Here is a 19,003-nt window from a genome sequence, read left to right on the forward strand (position 1 = left end):
AGGAACAAGTAAGGAGAGAAAGGATGCCGGGACAAGCCAACTCACGTGACGTCGTGAGACAGGAAGACGGGATGTGGGCGATCACCCGGCCAGGCGCGAGCCGGGCCAGCGTGTTACTGCCCACACAGGACGAGGCGATCCGCAGGGCGACCGAGATCCTCACCAACGACGGTGGCGGTGAACTGCGGATCCACGGCACCGACGGCAAGGTCCGCGACCAGCGCACGATCGCCCCCGGCAACGACCCCCACCCACCCGCGGGCTAGAGCGTCACCGGCGGCCGGTGGTGGCGATCCCCTCGAGAGGACGCCACCCACCTGGCCGCCGATTCGTGCCGTTCAGTCGTTGTTCGCCTGATGCCAGTCACGGACGGCGTCGCGGACCTTGTCGAAGACCCCCACCGGCGGCCCGACCAGCATGTTGACGATCGCCGACTCGCCGGCGGCCGGATGCGGCCGGGTAGGAGCGATCTTCTCAGCCGCCCGGACAGCGCCGGCCATACGCACCAGACGCTCCGGCGGCACCTCCGCACGCAACCGCGAGAACTCCTTGAGCTCCTCCTGCGTGGCGTGCTCCAGGACATCCTGCGCCAACGCCGCACACTTGGCGTCGAACTCCGGGTGCTCCACCCCGAGGTCATACAGCTCGGACAGAGCCTCCTTCGCCTCGTGCTCCTCACGCAGCCGCGCCTCGACGATCTCCTCCCCGGCAGTCGGCCGCGCCGCCGGATGCACCACCAGCTCCTCAGCACTCTCGTGCACCGCAAGCAGCCGCACGAGTTCGTGGAACAACTCCCGCTTGCGCTCCCCCTGAGCCCCGGCGAGCTCGGCGAACATCTCCTTGATCTGAGTATGCTGCCCGATCAGCAGATCGACGACATTCTGCTCTCCGCCACCACTCACTGACGTCCCCCTTTCTCTTCACGACCTCCCACATCGCTGCCCACCCACCACCGCACTACACCTGCGCCCGCGCACCGGGCCAGTCACCTATGATTCGCCCCTGAGATGACCGACGGACAGGCAGACGCGGCCGCGACCGTGCGCAACGTCGTCAGAGCGTTGGCGAGGCTGGCGTTACCGGCGGACGCACAGATAGAACTTCTGGACAAGGCGCATCTGCCTTCTGACGAGTTGGCTCTCGACTACGAATGGTCGATCAGCACGCTCTGGCGAGCCAGAGAGGCCGGGCTGATCGACCGGCAGATCGAAGCAGAACTGCGGAGAATAGACCGGGACCTCGATTCCATCAGCGGCCCGGAACGCGACGGACTGTGGGCGGACGATGCTCTGCGCACCCATCCTGTATGGGAACAGGTCCGCAAGCGCGCTCACGACTTGCTCGGGACGATCCGATCCGCCACCGGCTTCTCACCCCCGAGTGAAGACGCTTTTCGGGACGGGAAATTCGACTAGGTTCATCCTGTTCAAACACCTCTACGAGAACCAGATGATCGCTTGCCCGTGTGATCGGGTCCAGGCCAGCGGTTTTCCGTCGAGGGCGAGCACGTTGTACAGCGCCTCGTCCGGGGGTGTCGGCAGTGTGCCGAAGGGGAGCACCTCCGGGGTCTCGTTCGAGATCCAGTGTCCGGGCAGACGGCCTACGAGCTCGGTGAACGTTGTCCGCCTTCGCGGCGGCACGTGGTACAGCACCGAGCTGTGGAACACCACCAGTGTCGCGTCGGGCGGGGCCTCGGCGGCCAGGGCGGGCAGGTCGTCGACCAGGTCGCCTCGTTCGAGCAGCGGCGGGTCGGCGGCGACGACGGCCGCCGCCGCTCGCAGCCGGGAGCGGCGATGCGTGTGTTCCGGCCAGATCAGGGCGTCGAGCCACGCGACGTCGGCGGGGTGGGTGACGTCGAGCGGGTTCAGGTCCAGCCCGGCTCGCCACACCACGTGGGGAAGGCGGGCAGGCACCGTCAGGTTGACGGCTGCGCAGTCGAAGATCGGCCCACCGGAACCGACGACGTGATCGCCGTAACGGTAGACGTAGCGGTCGGGATAGAGGCAGAGCCCAGCCGACGCGCCGACCTCCAGCAGCGCCACCGGCTGCGGCAACGCGGCGAGCACCGGCACCAAGACAGCACACCGCCCGGCCTCGTTCGTCTGCGTGACCCGAACCCGTATCTCCGCCTCGACCAGCGGCCAGTTCGCCACCGTGTACTCGTGGAACGCGGCCGGATCCTCGACCGGCCCCCCGAGCAACCGGACGACACCGAACAGCAGGTTCGGCTGCCGCTTGGCCACGGGAAGTGCGGCGAGCAAGTCCAGCAGTACCTCGTCCCGCGAAACCGCGGACGCCAGCCGTTCGTACGCGGGCGACACACCACGGGCCTCGCGCGCGGCGAACTCGGCGTAGATCTCAGCGACGGTCACATCCCATTGGGTATCACCTCGTCGTTGCGCGAACGACGACGAGGTGAGCGTGAGACATCCATAGACATCCCATGTCCACCCCGGCCTGGAGGTTGTGCCAGGCGTCAATGCGCGCGAAAGCCTAGACTTATCGCGGAGACTGACGGAGAAAGACATCCAATGTCTCAGTCATGGGGCTCTCTTCCAGTGAGGCGGAAGAGAGCCCCGCCCCGAAACCCCCCCACCTTGGCCGATATTTACGTCAGGACGACGCAACCTCTCCGCTCCAATGCCGCCAGCAGCGGCGGAGAGGGAATGCAGGGGTTCCAGCGCAGATCCAGTTTCTCCAGCGAAGGCATCTCGACGACCCAGTCCGGCAGACGGGTGAGGCGGTTGCTCCTGAGGTCCACGTGGCGCAGCCGGGGAAGGTCCGCCGTCGGGTCCGGCAGTTCGGCGAGGTGGTTGTCCCGCAGGTCCAGGTGACGTAGTTCGCGGAGGTCGGCCACGGACGGCGGCAGGCGGTCGATCGCGTTACCACGGAGCCATAGTTCGCGCAGGTTGTGGAGACGGCCGATGCCGTCAGGCAGCCCGGTCAACCGGTTGTGCTGGGCCCTGAGTTCGGTCAGGGCGGCCATCCCTCCGATCGACTCCGGCAGGGCGGTCAGCTTGTTCTCCCCGACGTTGAGATAACGCACCTGGGCCAGGTTGCCCAGCGAGCCGGGAAGCTCACGCAGGTCGTTGTCATGGAGGTAGAGACAGCCACTGAGGCGGATCAGCTCACCCAGTTCGTCCGGCAGGGATGTGAGGGTGTTGTGCCCCAGATCCAAGGTGACCAGCCGGTGCAGTCGCCCGATCTCAGCAGGAAGGGCGGTGAGACCGGTCTCGGCCAGGATCAGCACCTGGAGGTCGGTGCGTAGCCAGACCCAATCGGGCACGTTCCCGAGCTGTTGACGCCAGAGATTGAGCACATCTCGCATGTGGCCCGCTCCTTTCGTGGACGGCCGGCCGTGACGGTGGCAGGTCAGCCGATCGTCCGCGCGCTGGCCTCCGGCGAAGAGGAGTGACACCGGGCAGATCCACCGAGATCACCGTGAATCTAAGTCCGTGCCGTGCAGCGTCCCGATCCTGGCGCGCATCATCACGTGTCTGGCGCTAATCGTCAACGACTCTCCTTTCGTGGCTCCCGATGATGAGGACACGGCTCACGACAGCCGAAGCCGGGAATCCCCAAGAGAAGGAGTTGGAGTGAGACTCAAGCGAATCATGAGTGGTGTGGCCGGTGTTTGCGTTGCTCTCACTGTTTCGGTGACGAGCGGAGCTCCGGCCGGCGCAAGTGCGGTACGTCTCGATCCGCCGGGCACCGTCTCCAGTGAACCCCCCGCGACCCTCGACACGAGGGATGGGTGCGGCTACCCGCAGGTCTGCTTCTACAAGACCAAAGCCGACTGGGATGCCAGAAGGTGGACCGCGGCGTACAAGGACATCACCAGCGGCTATCAGACCCTTAGCTCCCGGGCCTATGGTTCTTACGCCGCGGTCAACTCCCGCAACGACGACGGCGCTCTGCTGCATTTCACCAATGGCGCCATCTGGTGCTTATCACCGAACAGCAGGCTCTGGGACATCGACTGGGTGGTGGACAAGATTCGGATCATGGATTCTCCTACCTGCTGACAGTCACACGCGTCGGAGGTGTGCCGGGGGAATCGATGCACGCCAGCCGTGCGATAGTTCCGGGCGCGTACCGCTTCGTTCACGAACGCGAACACCATCCCCATCGCTCGCTCGCACAGTTCGTCGGGATACTCCACGACACGAAAGCACGATGATGCGATCGGGGAGCGGCGCGCACGTGAGAAGGATGACGGTGTGACGCTCAGAAGGTCAGTGAGAGGCCCAGGTCGGTGAGGTGGCGGGTGAGGGTCAGGCGGTTGCGGAAGTGTTCGTGCAGGTCGGGGGTGGGATCCTCGGCCAGGCGGGGGATCGGGACGGCGGTCCAGAGGCTTCGCAGGACCAGGCCGCCGAGGAAGCCGAAGGTGATCTGCGCGGGGTCGGCGGCGGGGAAGGCTTCTCGGTAGGACCGCTCGATCGTCTCTTGGAGCTTGGGCAGTTCCTCTACCGGGGTCCGGCCGAGGTGGGCGTGGCCCATCAGGAGCTGGCCCAGGTCGTGGCCGACGGCGGCGGGATCGTTGAAGCTCCAGTCGACCGCGACGAAGTCGGCGGAGCCGTCGGCGGGGACCAGCAGGTTCTGCGGGCAGGCGTCTCCGTGGACCTGGGTGTGCGGGAGGCGGTCCAGGGCGTCCAGCAGGTCGGCGCAGCGGCCGATCAGGGTGCGGACGTCCTGGCGGAGGCGGCCGTCGGCGTAGGGGGCGACCAGGGGGTGCCGCCAGAGCTCCTCGCCGAGCAGTCGCGGCTTGATCGTGGCGGGGACCACGTCCTCGTAGAAGAACCGCAGGCCCGTGTTCAGCGGTCGGGGCGGGTCCGGGCGGGGCACCGGACGGGCCGCGGCCAGGGCGCCGAGCAGGTGGGCGGCTCGGGCGTATCTGTCGAGGTCCCACTGGGCGCCGGGATCCTGCTCCACGTCCTCCAGCCACATGATCAGGCGGTCGTCCCCCAGGTCGTCGAGGCGGTACAGGCGGGGCAGGCGCAGCCCGCGGGGGAGCGGCTCGGCGGCGAGGTAGACATCGGCGTCGGACCGCCAGGGGAAATGCTCGATCATGACGGGGCGCAGGTGCTCGGGGAGCGTCGCGAGCGCGGGGGAGTGACGTACGGAGTTGACGGACTTCACGAAGAACGACCAGGCCGCTCCGTCGGTGGTCGTCCCGCGCACCCGGTGCAGGCTCGCCGTCGAGAAGGCGCCCGGCTCGGCCTCGACCGGTTCGACCCGCTGTTCGGCGATCTCCGCGGCGGGGTCGCCCAGATGCTCCCGGACGAGCCGGGTCAGGCCGGCGTCTGTGTGTGCGCTCATCGGACCACCATGGTGGCCGGCCCATGACGCTCGCATGAGTCGGGCCTACTCAAATATCCTCCCCCCATGCCGAGCCCGTGGCCGTTCGCCGGACGTACGGACCAGATCTCCGCGCTCCGGGCGGCCGGCCGCGGTGTCGTCGTGTTCGGCGCGGCGGGAGCGGGCAAGAGCCGCCTGGTCGCCGAGGCCGTCCGGGACCTTCCCGGCGTGGACTGGGCGCGCGCCACCGAAGCCACCGCCGAGCTGCCGTTCGGCGCGTTCGCGCACCTGCTGCCCGCCTCGCCGCCGGGCGGCAACCCGCTGCGCTGGGCGGCCTCGGCGATCGATTCCCCCGTGCTCGTCGTGGACGACGCGCACCTGCTGGACCCGGCCTCCGCCGGGCTGGTCCACCATCTGGCCCTGCACGGGACCGCGAGGCTGTTCGTGACGGTCCGCGCGGGGACGCGCCCGCCGGACGCGGTGGTGGCGCTGTGGAAGGACGAGCTGCTCACCCGGCTGGAGCTCGACCCGCTGACCCTGGCCGACACCGAGCGCATGCTGGCCGAGGCGCTGCCCGGACGGGTGGAGACCGCTTCACTCGCCCGGCTCTGGGCCACCAGCCAGGGCAATCCGCTCTACCTGCGCGAGCTGGTCCTGGCCGGAGTGCTGCGCGACCTCGGCGGCCTGTGGCTCTGGCACGGCCCGCTGGCGATGACCACCTCGCTGCGCGAGACGATCGCCGCGCGCATCGGCGACCTGACCGGGGAGGAGCGCGAGGCGCTGGAGTTCCTCGCGCTCGGCGAACCGATCGGCGCCGACCTGCTGGCCGCGGAGTGCTCCGCCGCGGTCGTCGAGCGGCTGGAGGAGCGGCAGCTCGCCACGGTCCAGCCGAGCGGTCGCCGGCTGGAGGCACGGCTCGCGCACCCGTTGTACGGCGAGGTCATCCGCGAGCGGTGCGGCGGGCTGCGGACCAGGACCGTGCTACGCCGTCTGGCCGCGGCCCTCGAGGGGACCGGGCCGCGACGGCGGGAGGACGTGCTGAGGATCGCGGTGTGGCGGCTCGACGCGGGCAGCGCCGACGACGCCGACCTGCTCATCCGCGCGTGCCGGCAGGCCAGACAGGTGCGTGATCTCCGGCTGGCCGAGCGGCTGGCCACCTCGGCGGTCGCGGCGGGCGGTGGCACCCCGGCCCTGCTCGCTCTCGCCGGTGTCCTGACATATCTGGATCGCGGGGTGGAGGCAGAGGATGCCTTCCGCGAAGCCATGGAGTCCCCCCTCGACGAGTTCACCCGGTTCGAGGCGGCCTCCATGCGGTCGATCAACCTGGCCTGGGTGCTCGGCCGCACCGACGCGGCGGCGGCCGTGCTCGCCGAGGCGAGGCGGACCACGCTCGGCCCGGGACTGCGGCAGGTGCTGTATTGCTTCGAGGCCGGGGTCCTGGCCCTGGGGGGCGACCTGCACAGCGCCGGCGCGTACCTGGCCCAGGTACGGGGGGAGGGCCCCGTCGACGAACGCGCACACGGTGCGCTGGTCACGGGGGAGGCCATCCAGCTGGCGCTCACCGGTCACGGGGAGCAGGCGCTGGACACGGTCGAGCGGGCGCTGAGCATGCTGTCCGCGCACCCCGACGCCATGCCGAGCGTCCTCGCCGTCGGGCTCGACGCGGGAGGGATGGCCGCGATCGTCAACGCGGACCTGCCGCGCGCCGGCCGCTACACCGACCGCGCTTACGGCCCCGGCGGCCAGTTCGGGCTCTGGGACCGGGCCTTCCTGCAGTTCGGGGCGCGCAAGGCCCAGATCGCCCGGCTGGGCGGACGGCTCCTCGACTCCATCGCGGTCTGCGAGGAGGCGTTGCTGCGGATGCCGGAGCGCGGCACGTACGCCGGCCCGTGCCTGGGTGAGCTCGCCCACGCCCACGCGCTGCGCGGCGACGCCGAGCGGGCCGCGGCGGCGATGGCCCGCGCGGAGGATCATGTGGCCCCCGCCGGTCCCCTGATCACCTATCCGCTCCATCTGGCCAGGGTCTGGACGGCCGCCGCGCGGGGCGACCTGGACGGGGCCGTGGCGCTGGCGCTGGAGATCGCCGACAGCCCGTACACGTTCTTCTCCCTTTTCGCGCTGCACGACGTCGTACGGCTCGGCCGCCCGGAGGTGACCGAGGCGCGGCTGGCGCGGCTGGCCGGGCTCGGGCCGCTCGCCGCGCTTTTCGCCCGGCACGCGGCCGCCCGTGAGCCGGAGGAATTTGAGGAGGTGTCCGCCTGCTTCGAGCAGCAGGGCATGTTCCTGTACGCGGCCGAGGCTTGCGCGCAGGCCGTCGGCCGCTACCGCCGGGACGGCGCCACCCGCCACGCCCGCGCGGCGGAGACCCGCGCGAGCGCCCTGATCCAACGCTGCCAGGGGGCACGCACCCCCGCCCTGGTCGGCCTCTCCCTCCCCGGTCTCACGAAGCGGCAGACCGAGATCGCGGTGCTGGCGTCACAGGGGCTGACGAACCGCGAGATCGCCGAGCGCCTGGTGGTCTCGATCCGCACGGTCGCCAACACCCTCTACACCGTCTACGAGCGCACGGGCGTCACGGGCCGGGAGGACCTGGCCCACGTCATGGCGGCCCTGGCGCAGAAGCCGGCACCTCCCGGCCTCGACTGACCGGACGCCCGCAACTTCCCAGGATCGCCGACGCCGGGAGGCGGGAGCCACGTCAGTCCGTGAGGAAGTCATGGATCCGCGCGGCGACCCGGGGATAGTCGGTGCCGAACCAGATCAGGTGACTGTCGGCGCGGCTGTCGACGAGTTCGGCGTGCGGCATGACGGTGACCAGGGACTCGGCGTGGGCGAAGGGCACTGAGCGGTCCTGGCGGGTGGCGATGACCAGCGCGGGCTGGCCGACCTGCGAGGCGCAGTCCGGTACGGGGAACATGTCGGCGACGAAGCCCCGGCCGGAGCGCATCACGGTGAACAATCCGGTCAGCGTGGCCACCTCGGTGGCGGACAGACCCGCCAGGACCTGGCGCGCGGGCAGGGCCGACAGGTCGCGCAGCAGCAGGCGTAGCGCGAGGGACGGCGCGACGCGGAGCAGGGACCGCATGATCGCCCAGGTGCCGGCCTCCACCCGGGCGTTGAACACCACCTGCCCGCCCAGCCGGGTCCGCCGGTCGGGCCAGGGCAGGAACCCGACCGCGCTTTGCAGCACGACCCGCTCGACCAGATGCGGATGGCGGGCGGCCATGGCCAGTGCTGTGCGGCCGCCGGCTGAGATGCCCACGACCGCGGCGAGGCGTTCGATCCCCAAGGCCTGGCACAGCTCGGCGGTGGCGTCGGCGAAGCCGGTCGCTGTGGTGCCGGTGGTCAGCGGTGTCCGTCCGTAACCGGGGCGTGAGGGCGCCAGCACCGTGAGACCGGCATCGGTGAAGACCTCTTCGCCGAGTGCCAGTCCCGCCCGCATGTGACCGCCGTGGAACACCAGGACCGTCCTGGCGCCGTCGCCCTCCAGCCTGTACTCCACCGTGCCCGACGGCAGACGCGCGACGGCCGTGTCGCGCTCGGCGTAGACCGCGGGGGAAGTGGACACCATGGCAGCTCCTCAGAGGGGACGGGATCGTTCACGCGCCGGCACGGTCACTCCCGCCGGCCCATCTTGCGTGCGACGCTCCCGTACCAGGCCGGGACCTCACGCTCGTCGTCGAACCAGCGGGCGACCACGATGTCGGTGGAGGAGTGCAGCAGGATCGAGACCACGATGGTGACGGCGACGATCTGGAACACCTGCTGTCCGGCGGCGATGCCGGAGGCGAGCACCAGCAGGCCGTAGACGACGGAGGCGAAGCCCTTGGGGCCGAACCAGGCCACCGCCGTCTGCTCGCGTACCGACAGCCCGGAGCGCAGGAAGGACAGCCAGATGGCGATCGGGCGGGCGAGCACCAGCGCGCCGATCGCGAACAGCCAGCCCTGCCAGCCGACCGAGCCGAGCAGCGCGGGGGTGATGAGGGCGCCGAACACCAGCAGCGCGGCCAGCTTGAACACCTCGGCGATGAGCTCACCGAAGTGCTCGAACGACTCGCGCTGGCGCCGGCCGAAGGTCGCCACGGTGATGCCGGCCGAGAAGGCGGCCAGGAACAGGTTGCCGTGTGTGGCCTTGCCGACGGCGAGGACGAGCAGGCCGATGGCCAGGGCGTTGAGCGGTTCGTAGGCGGTGGAGGCGGAGAACCAGCGGGTCTGCTCCAGCTTGATCGCCGCCCAGGGGATCACGATCCCGATGGCGACGCCGAGGCCCAGCTCCAGCCCCAGTGCGCCGAGGTGCAGATCGTCGGACCCGGAGGCGATGGCCAGGAAGAGGATGACGAACGGAAGCGCCAGCCCGTCGTTGACGCCGGATTCGACGTTGAGCAGTTGCCGCAGCCGGGGCGGCACCTTCTCGTTGCCGACCAGCGCGGCGGCGAAGACCGGGTCGGTGGGTGCCAGGATCGCGCCGATCAGCAGCGACTCGATCCAGCCCAGCCCGAGCAGATAGTGGGCACCGGCGGCCGTGACGGCCAAAGTGAGCGGCAGTCCCCATCCGAGCGCCCGCCCCGGTAGCCGCCAGGCGCTGCGCAGTTCGGCCCAGCCCACCCGCATGCCGTCGGTGAACAGCACCGTGAACAGGGCCAGCTCCGCGAGGACGGCCACCAGGTCGTCGCCGGGCCGCAACGAGACCACGCCGAGCACGCCGTCCCCGAGGACGAATCCAGCCACCAGGAACAGCGCGGCGGTGGACAGGATGGTGCGGTGAGCCAGGCTCGACAGCAGCACGGCCAGCAACAGCACGGCGGCGAACGCCGTCAGCAGCGGCCCCATCAACGCCACCGCGGGGAGCAGGTCATCAGCGGCCTCCGGCCGGGTCGGCGACGAAAACTGCCGACCAGACTTCCCGGCGCACCGCCGCCCACCCTAACAGGGGCCGCGGAGAGTGCTCGTGGTCAGGACAGCGATTCCAGGATCGTGACGGCGCGGGCGGTGCCGTTCTCGGCGCGGATGCGCCGCCCGAGGTCGTCGGCGGCGGCCGCCATCGCCGGGTCGGTGGCGGCCCGCCGGATGGCGGCGGCGAGCCCGTCCGGGGTGAGTCGCCGCTGCGGCTGGGGCGGCACGGCGACACCGGCCGCGTGCGTGCGCGCCGCCCAGAACGGCTGGTCGGCGACGAACGGGCAGACGACCTGCGGCCGTCCGGCGGCCAGCGCGGCGCCGGTGGTGCCGCTGCCGCCGTGATGCACGATCACGCTCATGCGCGGGAACAGCCAGTCGTGCGGCGCCTGATCGAGCCGGTGGACGGTGTCCGGCAGGTCGCCGGCCTGGATGCCGCCCCAGCCGGAGGCCAGTACGGCACGCACCCCGGCCAGCCGGAGCGCCTCGGTGACGATGCGGCCCAGGCGCCGCGGGTCGGTGCCGGCCATGCTGCCGAACCCGACGTACACCGGCGCCGGGCCGTCATCGAGGAACGCGGCAAGCTCCGGCGACGGGTTCCAGCCTGGCGGGGCGGGCAGGAACCAGAAGCCGGTGGTGTGCACCCACGCCGGGTAGTCCAGGCCGCCGGGCAGGACGTGCCGGCTGAAGCCCTGAAGGACGGTCGCCGGACGGCCGTCCGGGCGGCGCAGGATGTCGTGCCGCCCGCGCCGCCGCGGCAGATCCAAGCGCCGTCCGCGCAGCTCGTCGGCGATGCCGCCGAAGGACCGAAGCATCAGTTTGATCGGCAGGTAGGAGGCCCGGTTCAGCGCCGTGGGCAGCGGCAGCGGCACCATGGGGTTGCGGAAGGTGGCGGTGGGCACCCAGACGGGCTGGAGCGCGGCGGGAACCGCGGGCACGCCGAGCCGTTCGGCGATGTGGTGGCCGGGCACGCCTGGTGCGTGCACGACCAGATCGGCCCCGCCCTCCGCGACGCCGGCCATGTCGTCGAACACGGCCGCCATGAGCGGCTTGCTGCGCCGCATCACCTGCAGGGCGACCTTCTTGCCGCGCAGGCCGCGGTAGTTGGTCTCGATGGCCTCGCGTATGCCGGGCTCATTGACGAGCGTGTTCGGCCCGTCGTGTACCGGCGCGAAGGCGATGCCGTGCGGTCCGGCGAGGCCCGCCATCGCGGCCGGGGCCGCCAGGATCGGTTCGTGCCCGGCCCGCTTGAGCGCCAGCGCGAGAGCGGCGTACGGCTGCACGTCGCCACGGGTGCCATGAGTGAGGATGAGCACTTTCATCGGCGATCCTTCGCTCGGAGGACTACTGCGCTCGCCGACCAGGCTTCCCGGCACACCACCGGCCTGTCACAGGCCGAATATTCATCAATATACCGTGATTTCAGAAATTTCTGAAGATTGCATGGCTTGGCTATGCTGGCCGGAGGAGGTGACCAGGTGGGCGAGCAGGAACGATGGCAGGCCGCGGAACGGCTGGCTCTGGTGCTGACCGAGGGCGGCCTGCAACGTATGTCGGCGCGAGCCCTGGCGGTGTTCCTGTTCACCGATGCCGACACCGTCACCATGGGCGACATCGCCGACCGCCTCGGGGTCAGCGCCGGCTCGGTGTCCGGCGCGGTCAAGGCCCTGCTGACTGTCGGCCTGATCGAGCGCCTGCCCGCGCCCGGCAGCCGCCGCGAGCACTACCGGCTGCGTGACGACGCCTGGCCGACCCTGTTCTCCACCCAGAACACCGTCGTCCACGTCATGCTGCAGGCGGCGAAGACCGGTATCGCCACCACCACGTCAGGCGACCCGGCCCACGCACGCCTGACCCGGATGCACGACTTCTATGAGTTCCTGCTGGGTGAACTACCTGGCCTGCTGCGCCGCTGGGAAGAACAGCGCTCATCCCGCTGAGTCCGCACTCACCCGCGGCGGCACTCACCCCCGCGCCACGTCACGGGGACGGTGTCGCACGCAAGCGGGAAGCCCACTGCCTGGCGCGAGCCGGCAGGGATAGGCTGGTCGTCAGGTGAGCCGGGAAGCCTGGTCGGCACGTCAACTCCGCATCGAGTGAAGGACGTGCCCGTGTGCCCCCCGGCCCCCCACCCCCAGAGTCCGACGACGCGGTGTCTGAGCCTGCGTCCCCGGTCATGACCGCGCATCGGTTCCACAGCGCGGCGACGCCGGTCATCGAGATCGTCCACCTCAGCAAGCGCTACCGCGACGTGCCGGCCGTCGATGACGTCACCTTGCACGTGCGGGCGGGACAGATCTACGCCCTGCTTGGCCTCAACGGAGCCGGCAAGACGACCTTGATCCGCCTGCTGCTCGGCATGATCACCCCCACCGCCGGGACGGTGCGCGTCCTCGGTGCCGACGTCTCGGCCGGCGATCGCAGCGCCTGGGCGAACGTGGGCTACCTGGTGGAGGCGGCAGCCGCCTACCCCGAGCTGACCGTGCGCGAGAACCTGGACGTGGTCCGCCGGCTGCGCCGCCTGCCCGGCACCGCCGACGACATCATCGAACGGCTGGCGCTCACCCCCTACGCCGACCGGCGGGCCCGCACCCTGTCGCTGGGCAACCTGCAGCGCCTGGCCCTGGCCAAGGCGCTGCTGCACGCCCCCGGCCTGCTCATCCTCGACGAACCCGTCAACGGCCTGGACCCGGCCGGTGTCGCCGAGATCCGCGCGGTGCTCGCCGACCTGGCCCGTCAGCACGGCACCACCGTGTTCCTGTCCAGCCACCTGCTCGCCGAGGTCGCCCGCCTGGCCACCCGCGTCGGCATCATGCACGACGGCCGCCTGATCGCCGAACACGACGCCGGTCAGCTGGACCGGCACCGCCGCCGCCACCTGCGCCTGGCCACCCGCGACGACGCCACCGCCCGCGCGGTGCTGCGTGCGCACGGCTACCACCCCCGTCCCGCCGTGCCGGCCGGCCTGCTGCTCTCCGACCAGCGCGCCCTGGCCCGGCCCGAGGACGTCGCCACCGTGCTCGTCCACGGCGGGGTGCCGCCCATCGACCTCCACCTGCAGGAAGAAGACCTCGAAGCCTTCTTCCTGCGCACGGTCGGACCGGCCACGCCGACCGCCCTCCACACCGGAACGGGGGCCGCGGATGCGTGAGGCGCTGTGGGCGGAGACGCTGAAGGTGCGGCGAAGCCGGCTGCCCTGGATCACCGTGCTGGCCTTCACCGTGGCCGCGCTGGTGTGCGGGATGTTCATGTTCATCCTGGCCGACCCCGCCCGTGCCCGGTCGTTCGGCCTGCTCGGCGACAAGGCCCAGCTCTCCGGCGCCATCGCCGACTGGCCCGGCTATCTCGCCCTGCTCGCCCAGGCCGTCGCGGTGGGCGGACTGGGCATCTACGGGCTGATCGCCATCTGGCTGTTCGGCCGCGAATTCAGCGACCACACCGCGACCGATCTGCTCGCCCTGCCCACCTCGCGCACCGCCGTCGTCGCCGCCAAGTTCACCGTCGCCGCGGTCTGGGCGCTGCTGCTGGCGCTCCTGCTCGCCGGGCTCGGCCTGCTGATCGGCGCCTTGCTCGCTCTGCCCGGCTGGACGGTGCCGGTCGCGGTCGGGGGAGTCGGACGCATCGTGGCCGCGGCCGCGCTGGCGGCGCTGACCACCACGCCGCTGGCCCTGGCCGCCGGCATCGGCCGCGGCTACCTGGCCGCCGTCGGTGTCCTGTTCGCCCTCGTGTTCGCCGCTCAGGTCATCGCGACGCTTGGCTACGGCGCCGTCTTCCCCTGGTCGGTGCCCGGCCTGTTCGCCGGGGTCGCCGGCCCCGGCCAGAACCCGCCCGGCCTTGCCGGCCTCGCGCTGGTCGCGGCCACCGGCGTGGCCGGCGCCGTCACGACCGCCGTCTGGTGGAACCGCGCCGACCACACCCGATGAGAGTGGCCGGCCCGCGTACGCCGCCGCGGCGGCCGTCTTCGTACAGCCGTTGTGCGGTGCCCGCCCGCAGGTGACCGCCGAGCCGGCGGGCGGGCGCAGCGTCACGCGTCGGCGTGTCGTCCCAGGTGGGCCAGGAGCCGGACGCGCGGCGTGGCGGTGGGCAGGACGGGCAGCGCGTCGGTGAACTGACTGCCGCGTCCCTGTTCCACGGCCGGGTCGGTGGTGGCGAAGTGCCACACCGCTTGGATGATGTCGTCGCGCGCCGGGTAGGGCAGATGCGCGCCGGTGGCGATGTCCCAGCCATGGATGAGCGATTCGAGCAGGCTGATCGAGGCCAGCACACTGCCGGGCACGTCGGTGCCCATGAAGGCGTGCTCGCGTTCCAGCGTGCCAGGCGCGGTGAAGGCGGCCAGCGATCGATCGGTGATCGCGGCGAACGCGGTCACGGGGTAACCGCCGAGGTGATCGGTGTCGGCTTGGCGCTGGGCGTCGACCTCGGCCGCGTCCACTGCGTCGTCTTCGGCGAAGCGGGCCAGAAGCAGCAGGCCGCCCGCCAGATGGTTGGCTGTCTGGCGGACGGTCCACTTGCGGCACGGGCTCGCGGCCGTCCACCCTTGCGGGCCGATCTGGCCGATCACGCTGGTGACCAGGGCGAAGCTTTCTTCGAGCAGAGCGCGATCGTCGGCGAGCGGTACCTGGCTCGTGTCTCCGGCCCGGTGCTCCCAGGCGTGGTGGTGCGGCTCGACGGCAGTACGGGGATCCATGGCTGTTCCTCCCGGTGGAGGGTCGCGAACGCGACCGTTCACCCAGACAGATCCCGCTCACCGGGCCGACTCATCGCCTCACACCGGGGCGGTCAGGGGAAGGCCGAACCAGCGGAACAAGGCGGGGTCGGGGAACCCGATGATCTCGGAGATGCCCTGTGGCGTCGCCGACAGCACCATGATGCCGAAGCCGCGGCAGTCGCCGGTCTGGTCCGGCAGGTAGGCGGCCAGCGCGGGCTGGCCGTTGGCGCCGGCCTCGACCAGCCGGATGAGCTCCAGCCGTCCTCCGGCCGGTTCGGTCGCGAAGAAGCGTGTCACCGCCGCCCGGCCGCTGATCTCGACCTCCTCCGGCGGCATCCGCAGGACGACGTCTTGGCGCAGGAGCGCGGCCAGCCCGTCGAGATCGCAGCGTTCCCACGCCTGCACGAACTGGCGCAGCAGCCGCCGCTCGTAGTCGATCAGCGGGCGCCGCGGGCGCTCCGGCCCGGAGCGCAACGCCGCTCGGCCGCGTTGCAGCAGGCTGTTGACGGCCGGGACGCTGATCTGGAGCAGGGTGGCGACCTCGGCGGCGCTCCAGCACAGCACCTCGCGCAGGATGACCGCGGCCCGCTGGGCCGGCGGCAGCAACTGCAGCGCCGCGACGAAGGCCAGCGCCACCTCCTCGCGCCGCTCGGCCACCAGCGCGGGGTCCACCTCGTCGATGAGCACGTCCGGATAGGGCTGCAGATGGGCGATCTCGGCGGACACGACCGGCAGGCGCCCGCGCCGCTCGACGGCCCGCAGGCAGGCCATGGTGGCGATCTTGTGCAGCCAGTGGTGCAACGGCGCCCGCCCCTGGTAGCCGCCCAAGCCGCGCCAGGCCCGCACCAGCGTCTCCTGCAGTGCCTCCTCGGCCTGGTCGACCGAGCCCAGCATGCGATAACAGTGCAGGTGCAGGCCCCGTCGATATGGTGCGACCAGGGCGGCGAAGGCATCGTGGTCGCCCTCCCGCGCGGCGGCCAGCAGCCGGGCTCGCTCGGCCTCGCCGTCCTCGACCATGCTCACGGCAGCGAGCCTAACCACCCGGACCGACACTGCGGCCCTCAGCGGGTGGCTGGTCCCTCCTCAGGGACGCCGCTCGTCACCGCCCGGGGCGGATGTGCCCGTCCGTCTCCTCCGGAGGGCGGGCAGGGGACGCCGTGCGGTCGCCGTGATCGCAGGCGTACGACGCGAAGACGCCGGCCGTGGCCGCCCCTGTGCGCAGGAAGCGCTCGTCCAGGATGGCGGCCAGGTCGTCCAGTGCCCGGCGCAGCATCGTGGCGGAGAGCCGGACGTCGGGACGGCCGGCGTTCACCGCCCGCTCCGCGAGGCCGGCGGCATGGCCGATCTGCCGGGGCAGCGAGGTGTTGTCGTCCCCGTCGTAGAAGTAGTACGACTCGGCGTACTGGAGGAAGTCGACCGTGATGACCGAGACGTTCGCGGCCAGGCTGTCCAGCAGTGCGGCGCCTCCCTCCGAATCGAGCTCCTGGAGGGTCACCTCGCCGCGGCGCACGTGGGAGAGGCGCAGCGCGAGCGTGCGGCGGCGGGCCAGGGCGGGATAGATGCCGAGGATCCACGACACGGTCGCCGACAGGAGGGCGAAGCCGACCAGCGCCTCCAGCGGGCCGGCGACGCGCAACCAGCCCGCGGCCGGCGCGATGTCCCCGAGGCCGAGGGTGGCGAGCGTGACCAGGGAAACGTACAGCGCGTCCACCAGCCCCGCGTGCTCGGCGGGGACGAGGTTCGAGGAGTACGTGAAGCTCTGCGGCATGTGCGGCCAGTAGATCAGTGCCCACCCGGCGGCCACGGTCACCGCCCACGCGGCGACGACGCAGACCATGCCCAGCGGGCCGGCGAGCCCCGCTGCGCGCCGCCGGGTGCTCAGGCGTGAGGACAGGCGCCACATTCCCGTCATCACCAGCCTGCTCAGGCCGCCGTGGCGGGTCGGGTGCCAGATCGTGTGAAACACGTCCCGGAGGATGGCCATCACGAGGGCGGCGCCGAGGAGCGTCACGAGCCACGTCATGCCCTGCATTTTCCCGCCAGGGGCGGCCGCGATCCGCACCCAGCCCGTGGGTGTGCTTGCGCCCCCGATGTTCCAGAGGCACCCGGCGATGAATTTCCACCGTCGCGAACCCGTGAGAGCCCGCCCGGGTCTCACCGCGCCGGGGTTCGGACGCGCTGACCACCTGGCAGTGGATCAGGTTCGGTGCCGGCGGGCGAGGGGAATGCGGAACAGGAAGCACGCACCGCCGGTCGCCGAGTCGTCGATGTGCAGAGTGCCGTGATGGTCTGAGGCGATGTCGCGCGCGATGGCCAGCCCCAGGCCGGCACCGCCGCGGTCGCGGCTGCGGGCGGTGTCGAGCCGGGTGAAGTCCCGGAACGCACGGTCGCGCCCGGGAGTGGGGGTTGCCTCGCCGTCATCGGTCACGGCCAGTTCGGCGTGTTCACCGGCGCGGCGCAGACGTACCTCTATCACGCGGGTGGCGGGACGCCGGACGTTGTCGAGCAGGTTGACGAGCAATCGGGCGATCTGGCCTGGGGCGGCGTTCACCATGACCGCGGGGTCGAGGTCGAGTCGTAGGTCGCAACGGCCGGCCCAGCGAGCCGCCACTGTCTTGACCAGTTCGGTCAGGTCCACATCTTCGAGGATCTTCCCGGTGTCGGCCTTCGGGCAGGCCAGCCGGACGAGATCGGCGAGGATTTTCTCCAGCCGGACGAGGTCACCCATGACATGGTCCAGGAGCTCGGGGAGGTCGACGTCCTCCGGATGCATCCGTGCTGCTTCCACTTGCAGGCGTAGGCCGGTGATCGGTGTACGCAGCTCGTGCGAGGCGTCGGCGGCGAACTGACGCTTCCGGTCGAGCAACTGTTGAACGTGCGCTTTCGCCTCCCTCAACTGTTCGTCCGGTTCCCGAGTCCCCTCGGGGGGGACCTCGTGCTCCGCCTCCACCCGCCCCGGCGGTTCCTCCCACCGCAGTTCGCAGACGCCGATGTTCGCCTGGTTGACGGCCGCAATGGTCGGATCAGGCGCGATGACCAGGCAGGGGTTCGGAATGGCCGCGAACACGGCGGCGTCGTCGATGTTCTGTCTCATCACGTTCTCTCTCTCCGGTATGCCCGGCAGGATGAGCGTCCGCCGGTGGCCCTGGCTGGCAGCGCCGGGAGATCAGGCGAAGACGTCCTGCTGGTAGCGGCCGTCGGTCTCCAGTCGGGCGAGCCACCGCCGGGTGGTGTCGTCGTCGCCGCCGGTGTGAGCGCGGTGGATGGTGGCGAGTGCCTGGCGTACGGCGGGTGCCATGCGGCGCCCGTCGCCGCAGACGTAGATGGACGCGCCGTCCCGCAGGGCCTTCCACACGGTGCCGGAGGCGGCGGCGAGGGCGTCCTGGACGAACCAGGCCGGATGGTCGTGCACCGCGGAGAAGGCCGGAACAACACGTGCGGGTTGCGCAGCAACGAGTACATGGCGAGCGACAGCAGCCCACTGGTGGTCTCGTGACCGGCGATGAGGAACGTCACCACCTGATCCCGGACGTTGTCGTCGTCCAGCCGCCGGCCGGTCTCCGGGTCGACGGCTTCCAGCATCAGACCCAGCAGGTCGTTCCCGCCGCTGGTCCTCCCCCGGCGGCGTTCCATGATGACCTGCTCGACCACGTCCCGCATCGTGGCGATGCTCTCGCGGTACCTCTTGCCGTCGGCCTCACGCAACCTCGTCATCATCGGAAGCTCCTGGGTGCGCCGCATCGACTCGGTCAGCGCGTCCAGCATCGCCTGGACGAAGGGGTGCAGCTCTTCCCGGTCGAAGGAGCCGAACCGGTGGCCGAAGCCCGTCAGGGCGATGGTGTCCAGGGTCAGCCGGGTGTAGTCGTCGGTGATGTCGACCGGCTGCCCCTGCCTGTGTTCCCACTTGCTTCATGCCGGCGATGTCCAAACTGAAGATCCCCTCGGGGAACCGCTCGGACAGCTTGGCGAAGTACTGGACGGGATTGGTCTCCGGGATCTCCAGCGTGTTCCCGAGGAGGGGGACGCCGCGCGGGGACGGAACAGGACGAAGGCCCGAGGCGAGTTGATCCGTCATGGTTTCCTCCTTGGGAGCAAGCCGGCGAG

General features: G+C 70.9%; 20 protein-coding genes. 8 read left to right on the plus strand and 12 right to left on the minus strand.

Translation table 11 applies throughout. The features are described 5' to 3' along the window. Positions 1-53: 53 nt before the first annotated feature. Positions 54-266, plus strand: coding sequence for a DUF2188 domain-containing protein (locus tag ABGB17_RS21250; protein ID WP_347632152.1), 213 nt, complete (start codon positions 54-56; stop codon positions 264-266). A 72-nt stretch (positions 267-338) separates the two neighbouring features. Here the strand turns inward: ABGB17_RS21250 and ABGB17_RS21255 are convergent, their stop codons facing one another. Then, positions 339-902 (minus strand): hemerythrin domain-containing protein, encoded by a 564-nt coding sequence (locus ABGB17_RS21255; protein WP_347632155.1) that lies wholly within the window; start codon positions 900-902, stop codon positions 339-341. 105 nt (positions 903-1,007) lie between these two features. On the opposite strand from ABGB17_RS21255, the gene ABGB17_RS21260 reads away from it, so the two are divergent. Further along, entirely contained in the window at positions 1,008-1,415 is a 408-nt protein-coding gene (locus ABGB17_RS21260) for a hypothetical protein (protein WP_347632156.1), read from the plus strand. 21 nt (positions 1,416-1,436) lie between these two features. Here ABGB17_RS21260 and ABGB17_RS21265 read toward each other — a convergent pair whose 3' ends face one another. Together ABGB17_RS21265 and ABGB17_RS21270 are read right to left on the minus strand one after the other, a co-directional pair. Further along, positions 1,437-2,372: a DUF2332 domain-containing protein gene (locus ABGB17_RS21265; protein WP_347632158.1), complete on the minus strand. Its 936-nt coding sequence runs from the start codon at positions 2,370-2,372 to the stop codon at positions 1,437-1,439. Positions 2,373-2,608: 236 nt separating this feature from the next. Next, positions 2,609-3,328: a leucine-rich repeat domain-containing protein gene (locus ABGB17_RS21270; RefSeq protein ID WP_347632160.1), complete on the minus strand. Its 720-nt coding sequence runs from the start codon at positions 3,326-3,328 to the stop codon at positions 2,609-2,611. 268 nt (positions 3,329-3,596) lie between these two features. Here ABGB17_RS21270 and ABGB17_RS21275 point away from each other — a divergent pair, with 268 nt between their 5' ends. Beyond that, entirely contained in the window at positions 3,597-4,025 is a 429-nt protein-coding gene (locus tag ABGB17_RS21275) for a hypothetical protein (RefSeq protein WP_347632162.1), read from the plus strand. Between the two features lie 202 nt (positions 4,026-4,227). Here the strand turns inward: ABGB17_RS21275 and ABGB17_RS21280 are convergent, their stop codons facing one another. Next, positions 4,228-5,319 (minus strand): hypothetical protein, encoded by a 1,092-nt coding sequence (locus ABGB17_RS21280; RefSeq protein ID WP_347632164.1) that lies wholly within the window; start codon positions 5,317-5,319, stop codon positions 4,228-4,230. Between the two features lie 66 nt (positions 5,320-5,385). Between ABGB17_RS21280 and ABGB17_RS21285 the strand changes: the two genes are divergently transcribed. Further along, positions 5,386-7,944, plus strand: coding sequence for a LuxR C-terminal-related transcriptional regulator (locus ABGB17_RS21285; RefSeq protein WP_347632166.1), 2,559 nt, complete (start codon positions 5,386-5,388; stop codon positions 7,942-7,944). 52 nt (positions 7,945-7,996) lie between these two features. On the opposite strand, the gene ABGB17_RS21290 is transcribed toward ABGB17_RS21285, so the two are convergent. The 3 genes from ABGB17_RS21290 to ABGB17_RS21300 form a co-directional block, all read right to left on the minus strand. Further along, positions 7,997-8,869: an alpha/beta hydrolase gene (locus ABGB17_RS21290; protein WP_347632168.1), complete on the minus strand. Its 873-nt coding sequence runs from the start codon at positions 8,867-8,869 to the stop codon at positions 7,997-7,999. Between the two features lie 44 nt (positions 8,870-8,913). Next, positions 8,914-10,128, minus strand: a complete 1,215-nt coding sequence (locus tag ABGB17_RS21295) for a cation:proton antiporter (RefSeq protein WP_347632170.1) — start codon at positions 10,126-10,128, stop codon at positions 8,914-8,916. 122 nt (positions 10,129-10,250) lie between these two features. Continuing rightward, on the minus strand, positions 10,251-11,513 hold the full coding sequence (locus tag ABGB17_RS21300; protein ID WP_347632172.1) for a glycosyltransferase: 1,263 nt from the start codon (positions 11,511-11,513) through the stop codon (positions 10,251-10,253). Positions 11,514-11,669: 156 nt separating this feature from the next. Between ABGB17_RS21300 and ABGB17_RS21305 the strand changes: the two genes are divergently transcribed. The 3 genes from ABGB17_RS21305 to ABGB17_RS21315 all read left to right on the plus strand — a co-directional run bounded on the left by ABGB17_RS21305 (position 11,670) and on the right by ABGB17_RS21315 (position 14,114). Further along, complete coding sequence (locus ABGB17_RS21305) at positions 11,670-12,131, plus strand: helix-turn-helix domain-containing protein (protein WP_347632174.1); 462 nt, start codon at positions 11,670-11,672, stop codon at positions 12,129-12,131. A 236-nt stretch (positions 12,132-12,367) separates the two neighbouring features. Continuing rightward, complete coding sequence (locus tag ABGB17_RS21310) at positions 12,368-13,342, plus strand: ABC transporter ATP-binding protein (protein WP_347632176.1); 975 nt, start codon at positions 12,368-12,370, stop codon at positions 13,340-13,342. Then, the gene (locus ABGB17_RS21315) at positions 13,335-14,114 is read left to right on the plus strand and encodes an ABC transporter permease (protein WP_347632178.1); all 780 of its coding nucleotides are present in this window, start codon (positions 13,335-13,337) and stop codon (positions 14,112-14,114) included. Before ABGB17_RS21310 ends, ABGB17_RS21315 begins: the two co-directional genes overlap by 8 nt. A 101-nt stretch (positions 14,115-14,215) precedes the next feature. Here the strand turns inward: ABGB17_RS21315 and ABGB17_RS21320 are convergent, their stop codons facing one another. The 5 genes from ABGB17_RS21320 to ABGB17_RS21340 all read right to left on the minus strand — a co-directional run bounded on the left by ABGB17_RS21320 (position 14,216) and on the right by ABGB17_RS21340 (position 18,311). Continuing rightward, positions 14,216-14,878, minus strand: coding sequence for a TIGR03086 family metal-binding protein (locus tag ABGB17_RS21320; RefSeq protein WP_347632180.1), 663 nt, complete (start codon positions 14,876-14,878; stop codon positions 14,216-14,218). Positions 14,879-14,956: 78 nt separating this feature from the next. Beyond that, positions 14,957-15,916 carry an RNA polymerase subunit sigma-70 gene (locus tag ABGB17_RS21325; RefSeq protein WP_347632258.1) on the minus strand — a complete coding sequence of 320 codons (960 nt, stop codon included), beginning with the start codon at positions 15,914-15,916 and terminating at the stop codon, positions 14,957-14,959. A gap of 82 nt (positions 15,917-15,998) precedes the next feature. Continuing rightward, positions 15,999-16,922: a potassium channel family protein gene (locus ABGB17_RS21330; RefSeq protein WP_347632182.1), complete on the minus strand. Its 924-nt coding sequence runs from the start codon at positions 16,920-16,922 to the stop codon at positions 15,999-16,001. Positions 16,923-17,096: 174 nt separating this feature from the next. Continuing rightward, positions 17,097-17,993 carry a HAMP domain-containing sensor histidine kinase gene (locus ABGB17_RS21335; protein WP_347632184.1) on the minus strand — a complete coding sequence of 299 codons (897 nt, stop codon included), beginning with the start codon at positions 17,991-17,993 and terminating at the stop codon, positions 17,097-17,099. A 72-nt stretch (positions 17,994-18,065) separates the two neighbouring features. Then, positions 18,066-18,311 carry a hypothetical protein gene (locus tag ABGB17_RS21340; RefSeq protein WP_347632186.1) on the minus strand — a complete coding sequence of 82 codons (246 nt, stop codon included), beginning with the start codon at positions 18,309-18,311 and terminating at the stop codon, positions 18,066-18,068. An 80-nt stretch (positions 18,312-18,391) separates the two neighbouring features. Between ABGB17_RS21340 and ABGB17_RS21345 the strand changes: the two genes are divergently transcribed. Next, positions 18,392-18,832: a hypothetical protein gene (locus tag ABGB17_RS21345; RefSeq protein ID WP_347632188.1), complete on the plus strand. Its 441-nt coding sequence runs from the start codon at positions 18,392-18,394 to the stop codon at positions 18,830-18,832. Positions 18,833-19,003 lie beyond the last annotated feature (171 nt).

This window comes from Sphaerisporangium sp. B11E5 (genome assembly GCF_039871875.1).
Lineage (GTDB): Bacteria > Actinomycetota > Actinomycetes > Streptosporangiales > Streptosporangiaceae > Sphaerisporangium.